This is a genomic window from Propionibacterium freudenreichii subsp. freudenreichii, assembly GCF_000940845.1.
GTDB classification, from domain to species: Bacteria; Actinomycetota; Actinomycetes; order Propionibacteriales; family Propionibacteriaceae; genus Propionibacterium; species Propionibacterium freudenreichii.
This window is the reverse complement of the sequence record NZ_CP010341.1, coordinates 510,695-530,592: the sequence shown is the minus strand read 5'-3', so window position 1 is coordinate 530,592 and position 19,898 is coordinate 510,695. Positions and strand designations below refer to the sequence as shown.

Sequence of the window (19,898 nt, the reverse complement as noted above, 5' to 3'; positions counted from 1 at the left end):
GGGTCGGGCCCGGACGCCGCGGCTGCTTCACAGCGCCCCGCCCGTAAGCCTTTGGTTGTCCTGCCGATGTTGCTCAGGTGACCGCCGGTCTCCCGACGACCCCCTTGAGCTTACATCACTCAAGTTAGTTCTTGAGTCCACTTGGCTCAACCGACATCAGGGGGTGGACTATTCCCTCCCGGACCGAAAAATTGCCTCAACTGTCGACATTTCTCACACTGCGCAGGTCCACGCCAGCCTGCGACACCTTCCCCGGCATGGCTGTGGTCCCCCGGCATGGCTGTGGCCGGGGACGAACCCCGGCCACAGACTCCCCCTCGGATGCACCGGCTGCAGTTCACTCGCCCTTGCGGTGCACCTCGTGTCCCCCGAACTGGCCACGCAGCGCGGCCACCATCTGCATGCTCGGGCTCGTTTCCTGCCGCGACGAGAACCGCGCGAACAGCGAGGCGGCCAACACCGGCATCGGCACGGCCCGGGCCACCGCCTCATCCAGCGTCCAGCGACCCTCACCCGAGTCGGTGGTGTAATCGCTGACGCCCTCGAGCCCCGGGTTCTCCTCCAGCGCCTTGACCAGCAGGTCAAGCAGCCAGGAGCGCACCACGGTGCCGCGGGTCCAGGCCTTGAAGCAGCCCGGCACATCGGTCACCAGGTCGTCGGCCGCCTCCAGCAGCTCCCAGCCCTCGGCATAGGCGTGCATCAGCCCGTACTCGATGCCATTGTGGGCCATCTTCGCGTAGTGGCCGGCGCCGATGCGCCCCGCATGCACGAAGCCCTCATCGCGGGGCCCCTCGGGACGCAGCGCATCGAAAATCGGCATGGCACGGGCCACGTCGGCGTCATCGCCGCCCACCATCAGGCCATAGCCGTTGTCCAGCCCCCAGACCCCGCCCGAGACGCCACAGTCGAGGTAGCGGATGCCCTTGTCGCCGAGGGTTTCGGCGTTCGGCCTGTCATCGGTGTAGTGCGAATTGCCACCGTCGATCACCATGTCGCCGGGCGCCAGCAGCCCGGCCAGTTCCGCGATGACCGCGCGGGTGGCCGCGCCCGCCGGCACCATCACCCAGACCACCCGCGGCAGCTCAAGCGCGTCGACGAGCGCCGGGAGGTCCGCCACCTGAGACACCTGCGGATCGCGGTCGTAGCCGATCACATCGTGACCCGCGCGGCTGATCCGCTCGGCCATGTTGCGGCCCATCCGTCCGAGCCCAATAAGTCCAAGTTGCACTTCTACTCCAATCAGTGGGGGCACGTCAGGCGTGGCGCCGGCGCAGGTTCCCTCGGGGGCGCGTCGGCGTGGCGCCTGACGCAGGTAGGTGGTGCAAGCGCGCCGGGTAGTTCCCGGCGCGCCACATCACAGGACGACCAGGCTCACCCCCATCACGCAGGCGAGGCCAGTCACCGAAATCACCGTCTCCATCAACGACCAGGTCTTGAAGGTCTGCCCCACCGTCATGCCGAAGTATTCCTTGACCATCCAGAAGCCCGCATCATTGACGTGGCTGAGGAACACTGAGCCGGCACCGATCGCGAGCACCATCAAAGAGCCCTCCACTGGCGGCAGGGAACCAACCATCGGCGCCATGATGCCCGCGGCGGTGATCGTGGCAACGGTCGCCGAGCCCGTGGCCAGGCGAATCAGCACGGCCATCAACCAGGCCGCGAACAGGGGGTGCAGGTTGGCATCGGCAAGGCCCTGGCCGATCATCTTGGCGATGCCGGAGTCGACCAACGTCTGCTTGAATCCGCCACCGGCGCCCACGATCAGCAGAATGCCGGCCACAGGGCCGAATGCCGACCCGACGAGCTTGTTCATCATGTCGCGGGTGCGTCCCAGCAGGTAGCCGAAGACGAACATCGCGAAGATCGCCGTGATCAACAGGGCAATCAGTGGGGTGCCCAGGAAGACGAGGAAGCGTCCCGCCGTGGTCTTGTCGATGTGGGCCAGCTCCGCCACTGTGCGGGCCAGCATCAGCACCACCGGCAGCAGCACGGCCATGATTGAGATGCCGAAGCTCGGCTTGCGATCGTCGGTGTGTACCGCGTCGGCTTCCTTCTGCACATAGTCATCACCGGCGGTGATCGGCACCCACTTGGCCATCAACCTGCCGAGCAGCGGACCCGAGATGATCAACACGGGAATGGCGATCAGCAGGCCGAGGCCCATCGTCATGCCGATATTGGCGTTGAGCGCGCTGATCGCGATCAGCGGGCCGGGGTGCGGCGGCACCAAGCCGTGCAGCACCGACAGGCCGGCCAGCGCGGGGATGCCCAGCAGGATTACCGGCAGCTTGGCACGGTGGGCGGCGTACATCACCACGGGGATCAGGATGACCACGCCGACCTCGAAGAACAGCGGGATGCCCACCACGAAGGCGATCAACGCCATGGCCCAGGGCAATCGCTTCACCGGGGTCTTGTCGAGGATGGTGTCGACGATCACGTCGGCGCCGCCCGAGGAGATCAGCAGGGTGCCGATGATCGAACCCATCACGATCAACAGGCCCACGTCGGCGAAAGTGGATCCGACGCCCTTGGTGAAGCTGGCGAACATGTCGGTGTACGACACGCCGGCGGACACGGCCATCACCGCCGAGCCGCCCATCAACGCCAGGAAGGGATGCACCTTGAGCCAGACGATCAGCACCACGATCGTGGCGATGCCGGCCAGTGCGGCCAGGATCAGATGGAGAGTCATAAGGGGTTCTCCTGCTCACTCGGCAGCAGTTGGACGACGGACCGAACGGGCGTCGCGACGCGGGCTGCTGGCCCCACGACGACGGCCTTGGGCGGACCGATACCTGATGGCGGCCCGGATGACCTCCACATGCACGCGCGCCATGGCAGGCATCTCCTTCCCGGAGGACTTCCTTGTTCGTCCGAGATGGTTGTGCTTCGGCCGCGCCGTGCGGCTCGACCGTGTGACGTCGGGGGGATAAAACGACACCACAAAGGTACTACGTACCGGTTACACATGCGACTAGTCTTTGAAATAGGGTGACCCCAACCCGCTGCCCTTATTCGTGCACGGACATGGAGGAGCGCAGTGAGCGAAGAAGCGACCAACCAACCGAAGTTCATGAGCGTCGACCGCGAGCTCGGAATCGAGATCATCGACGGCGTCTGGGCGGTGGGCGAGGCACGGGCCCTCGAGGAGATCCAGGAACGCTTCAACGTCTCGCGCACGGTGGCCAGGGAGGCGGCCCGCCAACTCGAGGCGATGGGACTGGCCCGACCACGACGCCGGCTCGGCCTGGTGGCCCAGCCCCAGGAGAACTGGCGCATGCTGCATCCGGTGCTCATCAACTGGCGCCTGCATTCGACGCAGCGGATGGCGCAGATGCGCGCGGTGGTGCAACTGCGCCAGGCCGTCGAACCGATGGCCGCGGCCAATGCCGCCCGCATCGCCCCGATTCCCGACCGGGGACGCCTGATGTCCCTGGCGGCCGAGATGCGCCAGTTCTCCGACGCCAACGACGAGGAATCGTTCATCGACTGCGACAACGAATTCCATGAGGTGATGCTGGCCTGCAGCGGCAACGAATTGTTCGCCGCCCTGGGCGAGCTGGTCGGCATCGTCATTCGGGCGCGCGTTGATTTCGACGCCCCGCATCCGGCCCGCCAGCCCACCATCATCGCCCATGAGGCGGTCGCCGAGGCCATCTTCAAGGGCGACGCGGATGGCGCGCACGCCGCCATGTCGACCCTGCTGTCCGACGCCTGCCACGACTTCTCAGGGGTCAACATCAGCCTGCCGACGCCCACCGAGGCACCCACCACGCCGCGTCAGCGCCCGGCCGCCACGAAATAGCGTCCCACTACGACGGCCCCACGGCTCTGCCCGGACGCAGCAGTCCGCGCCCCGATGGCCCGGTGCGTCCCCATCCCCCGATAACGCTGCATTCGGGCGCCGGACCCACCGTGGGGGCGATTTCTGCCGGGAATGCGTCCCCGTTATACTGCTGCGGACAACCTCGCCCGTGGTGCAGGAAGTCGGTTCAAGCCGACACGGTCGCGCCACTGTGAACATTTCGGAGCAAATGCCCCGCGATGAGAGTCAGGAACTGGCCACGGACGAGCCTTTCAAGCGCGGGACGCACGATCCCGAGAAAGGAATGCCGTGCATATCGCAGAAGGCGTTCTACCACCCGTCCAATGCGCCATCTGGTTCGCAGCAGCCGCACCCTTCGTGGTGCATGGCGCCGTCCAGGTGGTCAAGCAGATCAAGCACCATCCGGAGAACCGGCTGCTGCTGGCCACGGCGGGCGCCTGCACCTTCCTCCTGAGCTCCATCAAGCTGCCCAGCGTCACCGGCTCCAGCTCGCACCCCACCGGCACCGGCGTCGGCGCGGTGTTGTTCAAGCCGCCGGTGATGGCCTTCATGGGCCTCATCGTGCTGATCTTCCAGGCCCTGCTGCTGGCCCACGGCGGCATCACCACGCTGGGTGCGAACACCTTCTCGATGGCCATCGTCGGCCCCTGGGTGGGCTACGGCGCCTATGTGCTCAACAAGAAGCTCGGCGGCCCATTGGCGCTGGGCATCTTCCTGGCCATGTTCCTGTCGGACCTGTCCACCTACTGCGTGACGAGCTTCCAGCTCGCCTTCGCCTACCCCGATCCGTCCAGCGGCGTGCTCGGCGCGGCCGAGAAGTTCCTGGGCATCTTCGCCATCTCGCAGATCCCGCTGTCGGTGGCCGAGGGCATCCTGGGCATCCTGCTGTTCCGCTTCCTGTTCAAGGTGGCCGGCCCGCAGCTGCAGGCCCTGGGCGTGCGGCTCGGCAACAAGCGCACCGCCAACGCCGAGGTTCCGGAGGTGGCACATGTCTGAGGCAACCATCACCAACCCGGGCGCCGGCGCCCCCAACCCGACCACGCCCGCTTCGGACACCAGCGGCCACGGCCTGTTCGCCGCCGACCGCAAGTGGGTCACCCCGGTGCTCGTCGTGGCACTCGTGGTGATCTTCGTCGGCAGCCTGATCATCGGCGGCATCCGCACAGCCGGGCAGGACGAGACCTTCGTCGGCACCGACTCGGCAGCCACCGAGGCCGCCGAGGAAGCCGGTGCCAAGCCGTGGTTCCAGCCGCTGTTCGAGCCGGCCGGCGAGGTGGAATCGGGCCTGTTCGCCATCCAGGCCGCCATCGGTTCGGGCATCATCTTCTACTGCCTGGGCCGCATGTCGGGCAAGAAGGCCGCCCGCAAGCAGGAGGCCGCGATCGGCGTGACCGCGGCAGCAGCCGACGCGTCAACCTCCCCGGCCGCAGCCATCTCCCCCGACGGATCCACACCGGGACCGACGGCCCCCGGATCACGGAACGCCTGACACATGAGTGGCCTCCACATCGGAGCGCTCGACGACGCCGCCTGGGGCAGCCCCTGGCGGCGTCGTCGCGTCGGGGAGAAGGTCGCCTGCTCCATGGGGCTCGTGCTCACCGCACTGCTCGCGCCCACCTGGCCGGGCACCCTGCTGGTGGCCGTGGCCGCCATCGCCCTGATCGTGGGCGCCGCCCGCATCCGGCCACGGGTGCTGCTGGCGGCCATGAGCGCACCCATCGTCTTCCTCATCCTCGGTGCGATCTCGGTGCTGTTCAGCGTGGGCACCGCACCGGCCGACGCCTGGTGGCATGCCGCCTTCCTGTCGGTGGGGCCCACCTCGGTGGCCCAGGCCGCCCGGCTGTTCGCCCACGGCCTGTCGGGCACGCTGGCGGTGATGGTGCTGGCCACCACCACCCCGATGGTCGACCTGCTCACCTGGCTGCGTCGCTTCCGGGTGCCCGACCCGCTGCTCGAGATCGCCTCGCTCACCTACCGGCTGCTGTTCGTGCTGGCCGAGACCACCGCCAATGTGCTGGCCGCGCAACGCTGCCGGCTCGGGGACAACCCGGTGGGCCGGTGGAACGGCCTGTCGCGGCGCTGGCACAACACGGCCGCTGCCGTGGGGGCCATCGGCCTGCGCGCCTGGGACCGCTCGTCGCGGCTCACCGAGGGGCTGGCCCATCGTGGCTTCGAGACCTCCTTGGTGACGCTGCCCGTGCCCCGGGTCGCCTCGCCGCGCCTGATCACCGCCACCGTCGTGGTGCTGGCCGCAATCTGGTCGATCAGCCTGGTGGTGGCCCGATGAGCGCCCTGCTGGCCGCCCACGACCTCGTGGCCGGCTTCCCCGATCGTCCCCGCGTGCTCGACACGGTGAACCTCGCCATCGGCCGCGGCACCCGGCTCGCGCTGCTCGGCGCCAACGGCTCGGGCAAGACCACCCTGCTCAGCTGCCTGGCGGGCTCGCTGAAGCCCACCGGCGGTGCCGTCGAACGCGATGGCGCCCCCATCGACTGGGGACGCAAGGGACTGCGCGAGCACCGCCGCCATGTGCAGATGGTGCTGCAGGACCCCGATGACCAGCTGTTCAGCGCCGACGTCTCACAGGACGTGTCGTTCGGTCCGATGAACCTGGGGTTGGAGCCCGACGAGGTGCATGCCCGGGTGCGTGAGGCCCTCACGCTGCTGGGCGCCGACCACCTGGCCGAACGCGCCACCCACCAGCTGTCCTACGGCGAACGCAAGCGCGTCGCCACCGCCGGCGCCGTGGCGATGCGTCCCGATGTGCTCATGCTCGATGAGCCGACCGCCGGACTCGATCCGCTGGGCGTGCACCAGATGCGTGACGCGCTCGACCGGCTCACCGACGCCGGCACGACCATCGTCATGGCCACCCACGATGTGGCGCTGGCCCTCGACTGGGCCGACGAGGTCGCTATCGTCTGTGACGCGACGGTGCACCAGGGAGCTCCCGAGGCCCTGCTCTCCGACGCCGACCTGGTGGCGCGCAGCCATCTGGACACGCCCTGGCCGTTGGCACTTGCCGCCGCCCTGGGACTGTCCGCCCGTCCACGCAACCTCGACGAGGCGGTGGCCGCACTGGCTCCCGCGCTCGGCGAGTTCGCCGCCACGCACGACGCCGCCGCATCCGTGCCCGGATCCGACGACACCACCAACACCGATGAGGAAACCCGATGACCACCACACTGTTGCCCGGCACTGTCACCCTCGTCGGCGCCGGGCCCGGCGACCCTGAACTCGTCACCGTGGCCGGCCTGCGGGCCGTGCAGCAGGCCGAGGTGATCCTCTACGACCGGCTCGCCCCGCAGGACCTGCTGTCGGAGGCGTCCGACGACGCCGAACTCGTGCCGGTCGGCAAGATCCCGCGCGGCCACTATGTGCCCCAGGAGGAGATCAACCAACTGCTCGTCGCGCACGCCCGCGAGGGCCGCAAGGTGGTGCGCCTCAAGGGTGGCGACTCGTTCGTCTTCGGGCGTGGCGGCGAGGAATGGCAGGCCTGCGCCGAGGCCGGCATCCCGGTGCGCGTGATCCCGGGAGTCTCCTCGGCCACCGCGGGCCCGGCGCTGGCCGGCATCCCGCTGACCCATCGCCACCTGGTGCAGGGGTTCACCGTCGTGTCGGGGCATGTATCGCCCAGCGACGAGCGCTCCGAGGTGCCATGGCGCCAACTCGCCAAGGACCGGCTCACGCTGGTGATCCTGATGGGCGTGGCCCATATGCGCGACATCGCGCCGGAATTGATGGCCGGCGGGCTGCCTGCCGACACCCCCGTGCGCGTGGTGAGCAATGCGAGCCTGGCCAGCCAGGAATCGTGGCGCACCACGCTGGGCGATGCCGTGGCCGACATGGACGCGCACCACGTGCGTCCGCCCGCGCTGGTGGTGGTGGGTACCCTGGCCGGCGTCGACCTGTCGCATCCCGACCATCGCGCGCCCAGCGACCACTGAGTCCCGGCCGGCCGCCGGGCACCTGCTGATCGATCGGCGTGGCCTGCGGCCGTGAGACACTGCCGAACGTGTTTGACCTCGATCGGATAGCCGCCGGGCTGCCGGTTGGTGGGCGCCTGGACGAGCTCGCCGCGGCCCTCACGGCGCCGGATGCGCGCCTGGTGGTGCAGGCCCCTCCGGGCTCGGGCAAGACCACCGTGATGCCGCCCCTGGCCGCGCATCACCATGCCGGGCGCGTCGTGGTCACCCAACCCCGGCGCATCGCCGCCCGCGCGGCGGCCCACCGACTCGCCGAACTGTCCGGCACCGCCCTGGGCCGCGAGGTCGGCTTCACGGTGCGCGGGGAGTCACGCCGATCGGATGCCACGCGCGTCGAATTCGTGACCACCGGCGTGCTGGTCAACCGCGTATTGCGTGACCCCGAGCTCGCCGGGGTGGGCACGGTGATCCTCGACGAGGTGCACGAGCGTCGCCTGGACACCGACCTGGCGTTCGCGATGGTGCATGACGTCGCCGACCTGCGTGACGACCTGGCACTGATCGCGATGTCGGCCACCCTGGACGCGCAGCGCTGGGCGTCCCTGCTGGGCACCGGCACGCCGGCACCGGTGGTGGACGTGCCCGGGGCGCTGTTCCCGCTAAGCGTCGAATGGGCACCGCCGCCCTCCGGTGTGCTGCCCACCTATGGCGGCCACCTGGACAATGCCTTCGCCGCCCACCTGGCACGGGTCACCGCCGCGACCCTGGCGCAACACCACGCCGCCGACGGCGCGCCCGCCTCGGCCCTGGTCTTCGTGCCCGGGGCCCGCGACGTCGACCAGCTGATCGGGCTGCTGCGTCACGAGCCTGGCCTTGCGGGCGACATCGAGGTCGCCGGACTGTACGGCTCGATGGCCGCCCGCGAGCAGGACGCCGTGCTGCGTGGCGGTGGGCGGCCCCGGGTGATCGTCTCCACGGCCGTCGCCGAGTCGAGCCTGACCGTGCCGGGGGTGCGCATCGTGGTGGACGCCGGACTGTCGCGCGAGCCCCGCCTGGACGCCACGCGCGGCGTCACCGGACTGGTGACAGTGCGTGAATCGCGGGCCAGCGCCGACCAGCGGGCCGGGCGGGCGGCGCGGCTGGGGCCGGGAGTCGCGGTGCGCTGCTTCGCCCGTGACGAATGGGCCGGCATGAGTGCCGAGGCCACCGCGGAGGCGTCGGTCAGTGACCTGGCCGGCGCCGCGCTGACCCTGGCGTGTTGGGGTTCGGCGCGCGGCCAGGGCATGACGCTGCCCGATCCCCTGCCCTCCGACGCGCTGGACCGGGCCATCGCCACGCTGCGGGGGCTGGGCGCGCTGGATGCCCGCGAACGGCCCACCGCGCTGGGGCGGCGGCTGTCGACACTGCCGTTGGACCCGCGTCTGGGACGCGCCCTGCTGGTGGGGGCCGCCCGCATCGGCCCGTCCCGCGCCGGGAAGGTGATGGCGATGCTCGCCAGCGACGAGCGGGTGCCCGATGGCGACCTGATGGTGCAGTGGCGGGCGCTGTCGTCGGGACGCTCCCCCGCGGCGAGGCGCTGGCGCCACGAGGCCACCCGGCTCGAGCGGATGGCGCAAGGTTCCGGTGGACGTCCCGGCTCCGACGGGCGTCCTGGTTCCGCGTCCGGAGCGCCACTGTCAGACCAGGCGGCGGTGGGACTGTTGGCGGCGTTGGCCCGCCCTGACTGGATCGCACGACGCCGCGAGCCCGGCGGGCGTGCCTATCTCACCGCCTCGGGTACCGGCGTCGACCTGCTGCGCGAGTCGTCGCTGGTGCACTCGGAGTGGTTGGCGATCAGCGAGCTGACAAGGCTCGATACCCGCACCGGCCCGGCGCGGGCGGCCCATGCGTCGGGCAGCCTGGTGCGGGCGGCCACCGCGCTGGGGGAACAGACCGCGTTGGATGCCGGCGCCGACCTACTCGACGAGCAGGACACCGCGACGTGGGACCCGGCGACCGGCCGGGTGCAGACGCGACGTCAACGCGCCCTGGGAGCGATCGTGTTGTCGAGCACGCCCGTTCGGACGCGTGCTGCGGCGGCCGCCGGGGCGGCGCTCGCGGCGTTGCCCCAGGTGGGCCTCGGCATCGATGAGCCGGGCCTGCTGCGCTGGTCGGACGGCGCCGTGGGCCTGCGCAATCGGCTGGCGTTCCTGCACTCGGTGGACGCTTCCGCCTGGCCCGATGTGAGCCAACCTGCGCTGGTGGCACGTGCCGACACCTGGCTGGCCAGGCCCCTGCACACCACGGGCTCCACCTTCGACGTGGACGTGACCACGGCGCTGCGCACGCTGTTGGACTGGCGGCAACTCGCCGAGCTCGACCGGGCCGCCCCCGAGCGGCTGCCCGTGCCGACCGGTTCGCAGGTGCGGGTGCGCTATCCCAGCCCCGAGTCGGGCGAGCAGAAGCCCGTGCTGGCCGTGAAGCTCCAGGAATGCTTCGGCATGCGCACCACCCCGCGGGTGAGCGGGGTGCCGGTGCTGATGGAACTGCTGAGCCCCGCACGTCGTCCGCTGGCGATCACTGACGACCTCGAGTCGTTCTGGGTGAACGTCTATCCCCAGGTGCGCGCGGAGAATCGTCGCCGCTATGCCAAGCATCCCTGGCCCGAGGATCCACTCACCGCGCCTCCCCGCCGAGGCACCACCCGTTCCGGACGCTGAGCCCACCGCGACACCACCCGTCCCGGCGCTGGGCCCGCCGCGGGCCACGCGGTCATGACCCCTACCCAGCACGCTCTAAGCTGTTCTGCATGCCGAAGCACCATGGCCGCGCCCGGGGCGCAGGAAACCAGAATCCGCGTCGGCTCCTCACCACGCTGGGCACATCCACACTGGGCACATGGACCCGCCAGGCCCGACGTCACGCCCAGCGGCTGAACATCCCTCTCCCGGCAGCCCTGGGTGGCATCGCCGGCTATGCGTTGGCCCACACCACCTCGCTGTTGCCGCGCACTCCCCTGTTCCAGGGTGTGGTGGCCGCGGTCAATGCGAGCGTCGGCTACGAGCTGGGCATGATGGCCGCCGACGTGGCCGCACTACGGAGGGCCCCGAAGGCCACACCCGGCGTGAACCCAGCGCCCACCACGGTATCCCCCATCGTCCCGAATCCCCTGACCGGCGTCCCGACACCCCGTCCGGGCAACGGCTCGCTGCGTTCCGGCCTGGCCGCCGCAGCCCTCGGCGCGACGCTGATCGGCGTCCCACTGGCCGCATTGCGAAGCCAGCGGCGCACTGCCGAGTTCTGTCAGGTGCCCGGCCCCCGCGTGCGCTGGGCCCCCGCGTCGGCAGCGGCCAGCGTCGCGATCCTGGGGTTCTTCACCCTGTGCTGGCGCATCACCGAGATGCTGCTCGACTGGCTCAGCCACCACCTCGGCCAGCGCCTCGCCTGGCGGCTGGCCGCCCGGGCCCTGGCGGCGCTCGTGGTGCTGGCCGGCACCGCCGTGCTGTTCGACCAGGTGATCCTGCGCGGCATCCGCCTGGCCGGACGCACCGTGGCCGACCGCCTTGACCATTCCACCCCCGCCGGCGTCACCCAGCCCGATCGCGCCGTGCGGTCGGGAAGCCCGAGCTCGGGTGAGACCTGGGACTCATTGGGCCTGCAGGGCAAGCGCTTCGTCTCGGGCGGACCTGACGCCGCACGCATCGCCCGGGTGCTCGGATCACCGGCCCAGGACCCGGTGCGCGTCTATGCGGCGCTGGACGGACGCGGCCTGGCCGGCATCGCCCGGGCAGTGCTCGACGAGATGGACCGCACCAACGCCTGGCAGCGCCGGGTGATCAGCATCGTCACCACCACCGGACGCGGCAACGCCAACGAGTGGAGCGCCTCCGCGTTGGAGTACCTGCTGGCCGGCGATTGCTGCACCATCGCCACGCAGTATTCGGGACTGCCCAGCGCCATCACCCTGTTCACCAGCCGCGAGCAGCCGGTGGCGGCCACCCGCGTGCTCTTCGAGGCCGTGCAGGGGCGGCTCGCCGCGATGCCGGCCAACGAACGTCCGCAGCTGTTCCTGGCCGGCGAATCGCTGGGCGCCTACGGCTCCAACGGCATCTTCACCGACGTGGACGACATGGTGGCCCACATCGACGGGGCCCTGTGGCTGGGCACCCCGAACTTCACGCCCATGCACCGCGAACTCACCCGCTCACGCGACGCCGGCTCGTCGGCGGTGGCACCCGTGGTCGACCGGGGACGCCACATCCGCTTCGCCGGACGCAGCGCACAGTTGAGCGCCGACGAGGCGGGCAGGCCCCTGGACGCCTGGCAGAGCCCCCGGATCGCCTACCTGCAGAACGAGACCGACCCGGTGGTCTGGTGGGGCACCCGGCTGCTGTACCGGCGTCCCGAATGGCTGGCCGAGCGTCGTCCCGCCACCACCCCGATGGGCCGGATGCACTGGTTCCCCTTCGTCACCTTCTGGCAGGTGTGCGCCGACATGCCCGTCTGCCGCAATGTGCCCGAGGGCTTCGGCCACAAGTACCACGCCAGCCAGATCACCCCCGCATGGGCGGGGGTGCTGGGACGTGACCCGCGCGCCGACTACTCCGCCATCGAGCAGGCGCTCATCCAGGACGTGACGATCCCGCCGATCAAGGTGTTCGGCATCTGAGTGCTGCCCGTTCGTCAGGCGCACCATGGACGGGGCCCGGTCGGCCGTGGGGCCTATTTGTCGGCGAAGGTGATGCGCATCCGGTGGTGATCGGGGTCCTCGATCTCGTCGAGGATGCCCACCGCGAAGTTCTCCGCGCTCACCCACTGCCCGGCTGGCTCATCGATGCCCAGCACATAGTGCCCGGTGCGTTGTCCGGGCTCGATCAGCGGCGAGGGCGACACCACGAGCCAGTCGAGGGCCGGCGGCGAGGCCTGGTGGCGCTCGAGCATGGAGATCCCCCACGTGGAATTGCGCATCGCCGCCTCCGGGAAGCCGGGACGATCGCGCAGGTAGGTGCCGGCGACCTTCAGCGAGCCCGCACCACCCACGACGATGATCCGCGCACTGGGCACGGCGTCGATCAGCCGCTGGTGGGCGTGCAGGTTCACCTCGATCGGCTCCACCCGCGAGCGGTCCGGCGGGATCGAGATGATGACCACATCGGACGCGTTCGCCAGCTCCACCACCGCCGGAGTGTCGGTGAAGTCCATCGCCACGGCGGTGGTGCCGGGGATGGCCCGGCCGTTGCGCGTGACGGCCGTCACCTCGTGGCCCCTGGCCATGGCCTCGTCGACGAGCCTGCTGCCCACCATGCCGGTGGCCCCGAAAATCGCGATCTTCATGGTGCCTACTTGTCCGCCAGGGTGATGCGCATCCGATGGTGCGCAGGTGCCTCGATCTCGTCGAGGATGCCGACGGCGAAGTCCTGCGTGGTGATGTGGTCGCCCACCGGGGAATCGGTGCCGACCACGTACTGTCCGGTGCGCTCCCCCGGGCCGATCTCGGGCGAGGGCGACACGATCAGCCAGTCGACGCCCACCGGGGCCTGCCGGTAGCGCTTGAGCAGCTCAATGCCCCAGGTCGCCTCGCGGCGGTAGGCGTCGGGGAATCCGGGCGTGTCGCGCAGCGGTACGCCGTCGACCAGCAGCGAGCCGGCACCGCCGACCACCACGATGCGGGTGTCGGGGGCGGCGTCGATCAGGCGCTGGTGGGCGTCCAGGTTCACTTCGATCGGCTCATCGGCGGTGCGCGAGGGCGGCACGGAGATGACGGTGACGTCGGCCTGGTTGGCCAGCTCGACCACCGCCGGGGTGTCGTCGAAATTGGCCTGTGCCGGCGTCGTGTCGGCAACGGTCTTGCCGCTGTGCGAGACGGCCGTCACCTGGTGGCCCCTGCGCAGTGCCTCCGCGGTGATCTGGCTGCCGACGTGGCCGGTGGCCCCGAAGATCGTGATCCTCATGTGTTTCCCCTTGCCAGGCACTGGTTCATGCCCCCGATGCCCACGCGTGCGTGGGTGCGTGATGATTCGTGGGTGCGTGATGATTGGTGTTTCAACGCTATGCCGCGAGGGGCCGGCGGCTCAATGGATCGGCGATGTTTCGCACACAGCCCACAACCTGCTGCGGCGGCAGCCACAACGCTTCCGGGGCCCGCCGGTACCAACGGGTTGAGGTTCAGCGGGGCTCGCCGGCCCCGCCAGATGTCGGGGCCGGGCTCAATGGAAATAGGGGATGATCAGCCACAGCCCGAAGGCGAGCATCGCGAAGCAGACCACCATCATGCCGTAGGCACCCACCCGCATGGCCGGGGCCGGGGTGCCGGCATGGGCCCGTGCCCGCGACAGGTCGAGCAGCAGCGCGGCCGTGGACACGGCGGCGACCACCACCACGGTGCCGATCAGGGTGACGACGCTGACCAGCGCGAGTGCCCCCCAGTCGATGTTCATCGGCCGGCCCCGCTGCCCGCCATCCGCGGATTTGAACCATCGGTGCCCTCGCGGTGGTGCCCGCCGGGCTTCTCGGCGGCGGGCTTGAGCAGGTCGGCGACGGTGGCCTGCACCGGAACCGGCGCCGGGGTGGCCGCGGCCACCTCGGGCTCGGGGCTCAGCCGCACCGTGACCTTGTGGGAATCGTTGACGTTGGTGTGGTCGACCTTGGTGTGGCGGGCGACGGCCAGCACGACGATGGCAGCGCCGATGAGCATCACGAGCACGCCGACCAGGCCAACGGCACCCTTGGAGGCGGCGAACGAGGCGATCGCCCCGACCACGCCGGCGGCCGGAAGGGTGAGCAGCCAGGCAATGCCCATGCGTCCCGCAACGCCCCAGTGCACCTCGGCGCCGCGACGCCCGATGCCGGAGCCGAGGATGGCCCCCGAACAGACGTGGGTGGTCGACAGTCCGAAGCCCAGGTGGCTGGACGCCAGGATGGCCACGGTGGAGGCGGTTTCAGAGCAGAATCCCTGCGCGGGCTTGATCTCCACCAGGCCCTTGCCCAGCGTGCGCATGATGCGCCAGCCACCCGAATAGGTGCCCAGTCCGATGGCGCAGCCGGCCAGCGCGATGACCCACCAGTGCGGGTGGGTGCCCGACTGCTGGTACCCGGCGCCGATCAGCACCAGCGTGATGATGCCCATCGTCTTCTGGCCATCGCTGGTGCCGTGGGCCAGCGCCACCATCGACGCGGACAGCCGTTGGCCGTGGCGGAAGATGCGCGAGGCGTGATGGGCGGTGGGTGAGGTGATCTTGTACGAGATCCAGGTGGACAGCGCGGCGGCGATGCCGGCGACCACGGGCGCGACGAGTGCGGGCAGGATGATCTTCGACACGACGACGCCCCAGTGCACGCCCGCCATGCCGGCGGTGACGAGCACGGCGCCGATCAGCCCACCGAACATGGCGTGCGACGAGCTGGAGGGCAGTCCCACCAGCCAGGTGACCAGGTTCCAGACGATGGCCCCGGCCAGTCCGGCCAGCACCGTCTGCGGATTCACCAGTGAGTTGTCGACGATGCCCGAGCTGATGGTCTTGGCCACCTCGGTAGACAGGCAGGCGCCCACCACATTGAGCACGGCGGCGACGGCGACGGCCTGACGGGCCCCGAAGGCGCCGGTGGCGACCGATGTTGCCATCGCATTGGCCGAGTCATGGAAGCCGTTGGTGAAGTCGAAGACGAGGGCCACCACCACCACGATGATCACGAGCGTCAGCGTCATCAGTGACCACGCCCCCAAAAACAGCCAGCTGGGACTGCAGTCATGCGCACCTCAAGCGATTACGGGGGGCACCGCAGGGGTGCCCGATCGGGGACGTTTCGAAGGCCTGCAATAACAAGTAAAGCACGCGCGCTCGCCAGCAGAAAAGCCGGTCCGCCCGTTCGCCGAGGCTCGCAGCGAACACGCCGCCGCCCCGCACGTCCGCGGTGGCTCACCGCCCGGCGAACAGGCCCAGCCAGCCGCCCAGCACCGGCCACAGCATCATCAGGCTCCACGCGCTGAAGGCCCCCACCACAAGGACGAACACGGCGATCCACCCGCCCCGCGGCAGGTGGGTGAGCATGCCGAGCACCACCGGGTCCTGGCCGGGGTCGCCCGAGCGGGCCACATTGAGCAGTTGGCGCCAGGCACCCAACACCAGGAAGGCGCCGACCCCGCAGACCAGCGCGGCCACCAGCTGGACGTCGCCGAACCACCAGGCCGCGAGGTCGCCGGCGAGCACCACCAGCAGCGCCAGCACCGTGAAGGCCGACCTGGCCCGCACCAACGCGCCGAGCGCCATGAGGGCCAGCGCCAGCAGCACCAGGGGCCCCCAGCCCGCCAGGGCCGCCCAGATGCCCACCGCACCGACCACCGCCGGCGCCGGATAGCCGGCCGCCGTGGTGAGCACCCGGCCGATGCCTGTGGGCCTGCCCAGTGTGCTGACCTCGCCCGACATGTCGGGATGCACCACGAAGCGCTGCCACTTGCGTCCGCTCAACAGGCCGACGACGGCATGGCCCAGCTCATGCACGATGGTCACCGCAATGCGGGTCCAGCGCCACACCGGACGCACCACGACGGCCACCAGCGCGGCCCCCACGGCAGCCGCGATCCACCAGCCCTCGTCGGGGTGCACGCCGGCGACGCTCGCCCGCAGGTGTGCGCCCAGCTGCGCGGCGAAGCCCGACCAGTCCATGGCCCCATTCTTACCGGGCCGGAGCCCTCCATCGGGTGACAACTGCGCCCGGTAACACCGGATCGGACCCCCGTCGCGGCTCTCGGACCATGCGTTGACAAGGGGATTCGCCGTCCGCGAAGAGTCCGCCCATTACGCGATGGCACATTGTCCTTACACTGCGTGCAGACTACGGTGAGGTAGCCCCCAGGTTTCCGGAGCCATGTTCATGGCAGGACGCCACAACACAAGTACGCAGACGTATGCCACTGATAGGGGGAACCAGTAATGAGTCACTTGCTCTTCACTCGCCCATGTTCCATGTGTGGGCCACGCGCCGACATCCACCGCGCAACACCCACCCCACGACAACGACACCGAGGACTGGCGTCGTTGCAGTGGGGCGGTGAAGGGGCATGACCGCTGTCGTCAGCCATAACGGTGGCGCGTCCGACCTGGTACTCCCCGTGCTCGAACTGAGCTCGGAGGTGACGTCGGCCACGGAGGCCATCATCTACCGTCACCAACTCACGCCGGCCTGGTGGCAGGTGCTCGCCACCGTGCTCGACACCGCCCACACCGTGCCCGACATCGCCCGGCGGCTCAACCGCACCCGCCAGAGCGTGCAACGCATCGCCGACATCCTCGTCGACAACGAATGGGCGCGCTGGGACGCCAATCCCAAGCACCGACGCTCCCAACTGCTGGCCTCCACGCTGTCGGGACGCCAGGCTGCCGCCGAGCTGGAGAGCGGCCTGCAGGACTGGGCCGATTCGGTGGGCGAGGGCCTGACCGTGGCCGAGATGGACCAGTTCCGCTCGCTGCTCGACCGCATCCTGCACGGCTCGCGCGACTACCGGGCACACAACCGCTGAGTGAGAAGGGCCCGGATTTGGAGGACCACTGGGGGCCGAATCGCCGGACCAGGGCCCGCGTGGCGCGCTGCAATGGGGCTGCACGCCACGTGGGCCCGCCCCAGCCGGACGCAGCAGGGTTGCCGGTCCGCGCCCCAGTCGGGGTGAAGGTCAGTCGAGGTGCAGTTCAGTCGGGGGTGCAGTTCAGTCGGGGCGCACCGTGAGCGTCTGGATATGCCCGTGCTGATCCACCGTGGCGTCATCATGGCCCGACAGGGCGAAGACATGGCCGTCGGCGGCACGTCCGGCAACCGCCCAGTCGACGCGAACACGATCCGGGCCGGTCATCTCGGTGTTCCACACATGGTGCAACTCCACGTTGCGGGCGAAGAAGGTGCGGAAGAAGTCCTTCAGCCCCTCCTCGCCATTGGCGATCTCGCCACGCGCTGATTCCAGTTCCGCGTCGCGGGCGAACAGGCCCAGCAGCTCGTCAAGGTCCCGTTGGTTCTGCCCGGCGGTGTTCGACAGCTCGAAGTAACGGTTGAGCGTGGTGATTCCCGGGTTGGTGGCTGCGGCCATTGCGTGCTCCTCGTCGATGGGTGACGGATCCCGCCGCCCCTCGGTCACGCTACCCCGGCCCCGGTCACGTCCGCAGACGCCGATAACGGCGTCTCGACCGGGTGCGACAATGAGCCGGTGAGCGTCGCAATCCTGATCTTTGTCGTGGCCATGCTGCTGATCGCGGCCTCAGACCGGCTGGCCGAGCACACCGGCGTCGTCGCGCCGGTCGCCCTGCTGGCCCTGGGCATCATCGTCGGCTTCACCCCGTGGGTGCCCGACATCAGCGTGGACCCGCAGATGATCGTCGCGGTGATCCTGCCTCCCCTGCTGTACGCCACCGCGACCTCCATGCCGACGATGGACTTCCGGCGCAACCTGACCCCCATCGCGGTGCTGTCGGTGTTGTTGGTGGCCGTATCGGCCGTGGTGCTCGGGTTCATCTTCGAGAAGATGGTGCCCGGCATCGGCCTGGCCGTCGGTATCGCACTGGGCGCCGTGGTGAGCCCCACCGACGCGGTGGCCACCTCGATCGTGCGACGCCAGGGCGTGTCCAACCGGCTGGTGACCGTGCTCGAGGGCGAGGGCCTGATCAACGATGCATCGGCCCTGGTGATCGTGTCGTCGGCGCTGGCCGCCGTGGCAGCCCATGTGACGGCCGGCGAGGTGATCGGACACTTCGCCCAGGAGGTCATCATCGCGCTGCTGATCGGTTGGCTGGCCGGCGAGGTGATGGTGTGGGTGCGCGCCCGGGTGGGCAGCGTCACCGCAGACACGGTGCTGTCGTTGGTGACCCCCTTCGTGGCCTACCTTCCCGCCAATGCGCTGCATGGCTCGGGCCTGGTGGCCGCCGTCATCGCCGGACTGGTGGTGGGACGCGAGGCCCCCGAGCGCCTGCATTCCAGCCATCGCGTGGCGGCCGGGCAGATGTGGGCGACCCTGCAGCTGGTGCTCGAATCCACCGTCTTCGGCCTGATGGGGATCCAATTGCCCGGAATCCTGCACGATGTGGCCCGCGGCGAGCTGCACTTCAAGCTCGCCGCGATCGTCGCCGGCGTCGGCCTGGTGGCGACCATCGTGGTGCGCGCGGTGATGGTGGTTCCGCTGGTGCTGGGCTCGTCGCGGCGCAACAACCGGCGCGAACAGAAGCGCCCGCGCCTCGAGCTGATGAACGAGATGGCGGGCAAGATGACCGAGCAGGTCAAGAACGGCCCCACCACCGTGAGCCGTGGCGGACGCTCGATGACGATCACCCCCGAGCGCGCAAGCACTTTCCGGCACCGCGTCTGGCGGGCCCTGGCCGACATCGACTACTTCACCGAACAGTCGTTCGGCCCCCGCGAGGGCGCGGTGATCGTGTGGTCGGGCATGCGCGGCGCGGTGACGCTGGCCGCCGCCCAGATGCTGCCCGAATCGACGCCGCACCGCAGCTTCCTCATCCTGGTCGCCGCCCTGCTGGCCAGCGCCTCCCTGGCGATCCAGGGCAGCACGCTGAGCCTGTTGGTGCGGCTGGTGAAGCCCACGAAGACGCGTCCGGTCACCCGCGCGGAACTGCGCGATATCTATGGGCGGATGCGCGAGGCCGCGCAGGACGTGCCGGTGCCCCCGAAGCTGATGGCGATGCTCAACGCCCAGGGCGAGGACGACTCCGAGGTGACCGGCGACATCCGCGGCCCGGCCGTCTCGCTGGCATGGAACCTGACCAGCCGGATGCGCGAATCGGGGGTGACACTCACCCAGGCGCAACGCAACCAGGTGAGCGCCCTGTCGTTCCGCTACGCCCTGAACGTGATCGCCGCGCAACGCAATGCCCTGCTGGCCGTGCGCGACACCGGGAAGTTCCGTCCCCAGGCCCTCGACAGCGTGTTCGCCACACTCGACGCCGACGAGATGGCCCTGGAGCTGCATGCCGGGCCGCTGCTCACCCAGGGCATCGAGGACCCCAACGCCCCCGCCGACCAGGACCCGGACGACCGCTTGGCTCCGCTGGAGTGAGGCTCCCCCGGGACGAACCTCCCCCGGAATGAACTTGGCACAAGTGGTTGAGGGATTAACTACTTGGGTGGATGGTTGTCATAGGTGACACAGGCCGGCATGCCTGGATGGG

Annotated in this window: 18 protein-coding genes; 10 read left to right on the top strand and 8 right to left on the bottom strand. The window is 69.9% G+C overall.

Translation table 11 applies throughout. The features are described 5' to 3' along the window. Positions 1 to 337 precede the first annotated feature (337 nt). Both gnd and RM25_RS02085 read right to left on the bottom strand, forming a co-directional pair. Positions 338 to 1,228 (bottom strand): phosphogluconate dehydrogenase (NAD(+)-dependent, decarboxylating), encoded by an 891-nt coding sequence (gene gnd / locus RM25_RS02090; RefSeq protein ID WP_041704067.1) that lies wholly within the window; start codon positions 1,226 to 1,228, stop codon positions 338 to 340. A 126-nt stretch (positions 1,229 to 1,354) separates the two neighbouring features. Next, positions 1,355 to 2,698, bottom strand: coding sequence for a GntP family permease (locus RM25_RS02085; protein ID WP_044635977.1), 1,344 nt, complete (start codon positions 2,696 to 2,698; stop codon positions 1,355 to 1,357). A gap of 348 nt (positions 2,699 to 3,046) precedes the next feature. Here RM25_RS02085 and RM25_RS02080 point away from each other — a divergent pair, with 348 nt between their 5' ends. From RM25_RS02080 to RM25_RS02045, 8 genes are all read left to right on the top strand, one after another. Next, on the top strand, positions 3,047 to 3,811 hold the full coding sequence (locus RM25_RS02080) for a FadR/GntR family transcriptional regulator (protein WP_013160386.1): 765 nt from the start codon (positions 3,047 to 3,049) through the stop codon (positions 3,809 to 3,811). A gap of 309 nt (positions 3,812 to 4,120) precedes the next feature. After that, complete coding sequence (locus RM25_RS02075) at positions 4,121 to 4,828, top strand: energy-coupling factor ABC transporter permease (RefSeq protein WP_044635976.1); 708 nt, start codon at positions 4,121 to 4,123, stop codon at positions 4,826 to 4,828. After that, entirely contained in the window at positions 4,821 to 5,321 is a 501-nt protein-coding gene (locus RM25_RS02070) for an energy-coupling factor ABC transporter substrate-binding protein (protein WP_052809083.1), read from the top strand. The genes RM25_RS02075 and RM25_RS02070 overlap by 8 nt, the downstream gene beginning before the upstream one ends. A 3-nt stretch (positions 5,322 to 5,324) precedes the next feature. Then, positions 5,325 to 6,119 carry a cobalt ECF transporter T component CbiQ gene (gene cbiQ / locus RM25_RS02065; protein WP_013160383.1) on the top strand — a complete coding sequence of 265 codons (795 nt, stop codon included), beginning with the start codon at positions 5,325 to 5,327 and terminating at the stop codon, positions 6,117 to 6,119. Next, the gene (locus RM25_RS02060) at positions 6,116 to 7,009 is read left to right on the top strand and encodes an ATP-binding cassette domain-containing protein (protein ID WP_013160382.1); all 894 of its coding nucleotides are present in this window, start codon (positions 6,116 to 6,118) and stop codon (positions 7,007 to 7,009) included. Before cbiQ ends, RM25_RS02060 begins: the two co-directional genes overlap by 4 nt. Beyond that, positions 7,006 to 7,779, top strand: coding sequence for a uroporphyrinogen-III C-methyltransferase (cobA, locus tag RM25_RS02055; RefSeq protein WP_013160381.1), 774 nt, complete (start codon positions 7,006 to 7,008; stop codon positions 7,777 to 7,779). The genes RM25_RS02060 and cobA overlap by 4 nt, the downstream gene beginning before the upstream one ends. A 68-nt stretch (positions 7,780 to 7,847) precedes the next feature. Beyond that, positions 7,848 to 10,457, top strand: a complete 2,610-nt coding sequence (gene hrpB, locus RM25_RS02050) for an ATP-dependent helicase HrpB (protein ID WP_044636616.1) — start codon at positions 7,848 to 7,850, stop codon at positions 10,455 to 10,457. 89 nt (positions 10,458 to 10,546) lie between these two features. Next, entirely contained in the window at positions 10,547 to 12,406 is a 1,860-nt protein-coding gene (locus tag RM25_RS02045) for an alpha/beta-hydrolase family protein (protein ID WP_052809082.1), read from the top strand. Positions 12,407 to 12,459: 53 nt separating this feature from the next. Here RM25_RS02045 and RM25_RS02040 read toward each other — a convergent pair whose 3' ends face one another. From RM25_RS02040 to RM25_RS02020, 5 genes are all read right to left on the bottom strand, one after another. Beyond that, positions 12,460 to 13,071 (bottom strand): NAD(P)-dependent oxidoreductase, encoded by a 612-nt coding sequence (locus RM25_RS02040; protein WP_044635975.1) that lies wholly within the window; start codon positions 13,069 to 13,071, stop codon positions 12,460 to 12,462. Between the two features lie 5 nt (positions 13,072 to 13,076). Beyond that, positions 13,077 to 13,688, bottom strand: a complete 612-nt coding sequence (locus tag RM25_RS02035; RefSeq protein ID WP_013160377.1) for an NAD(P)-dependent oxidoreductase — start codon at positions 13,686 to 13,688, stop codon at positions 13,077 to 13,079. Between the two features lie 255 nt (positions 13,689 to 13,943). After that, complete coding sequence (locus RM25_RS02030; RefSeq protein ID WP_044635974.1) at positions 13,944 to 14,174, bottom strand: hypothetical protein; 231 nt, start codon at positions 14,172 to 14,174, stop codon at positions 13,944 to 13,946. Next, positions 14,171 to 15,442 (bottom strand): inorganic phosphate transporter, encoded by a 1,272-nt coding sequence (locus RM25_RS02025; protein WP_044635973.1) that lies wholly within the window; start codon positions 15,440 to 15,442, stop codon positions 14,171 to 14,173. The genes RM25_RS02030 and RM25_RS02025 overlap by 4 nt, the downstream gene beginning before the upstream one ends. Before the next feature lie 211 nt (positions 15,443 to 15,653). Then, complete coding sequence (locus tag RM25_RS02020; RefSeq protein ID WP_044635972.1) at positions 15,654 to 16,400, bottom strand: M50 family metallopeptidase; 747 nt, start codon at positions 16,398 to 16,400, stop codon at positions 15,654 to 15,656. Between the two features lie 395 nt (positions 16,401 to 16,795). On the opposite strand from RM25_RS02020, the gene RM25_RS02015 reads away from it, so the two are divergent. Next, a complete protein-coding gene (locus RM25_RS02015) occupies positions 16,796 to 17,254 on the top strand; it encodes a MarR family winged helix-turn-helix transcriptional regulator (RefSeq protein WP_044635971.1) in 459 nt (152 codons plus the stop codon). Positions 17,255 to 17,437: 183 nt separating this feature from the next. Here the strand turns inward: RM25_RS02015 and RM25_RS02010 are convergent, their stop codons facing one another. Then, the gene (locus tag RM25_RS02010) at positions 17,438 to 17,812 is read right to left on the bottom strand and encodes a nuclear transport factor 2 family protein (RefSeq protein WP_044635970.1); all 375 of its coding nucleotides are present in this window, start codon (positions 17,810 to 17,812) and stop codon (positions 17,438 to 17,440) included. Between the two features lie 117 nt (positions 17,813 to 17,929). On the opposite strand from RM25_RS02010, the gene RM25_RS02005 reads away from it, so the two are divergent. After that, complete coding sequence (locus tag RM25_RS02005) at positions 17,930 to 19,786, top strand: cation:proton antiporter (RefSeq protein ID WP_052809081.1); 1,857 nt, start codon at positions 17,930 to 17,932, stop codon at positions 19,784 to 19,786. Positions 19,787 to 19,898: the final 112 nt, after the last annotated feature.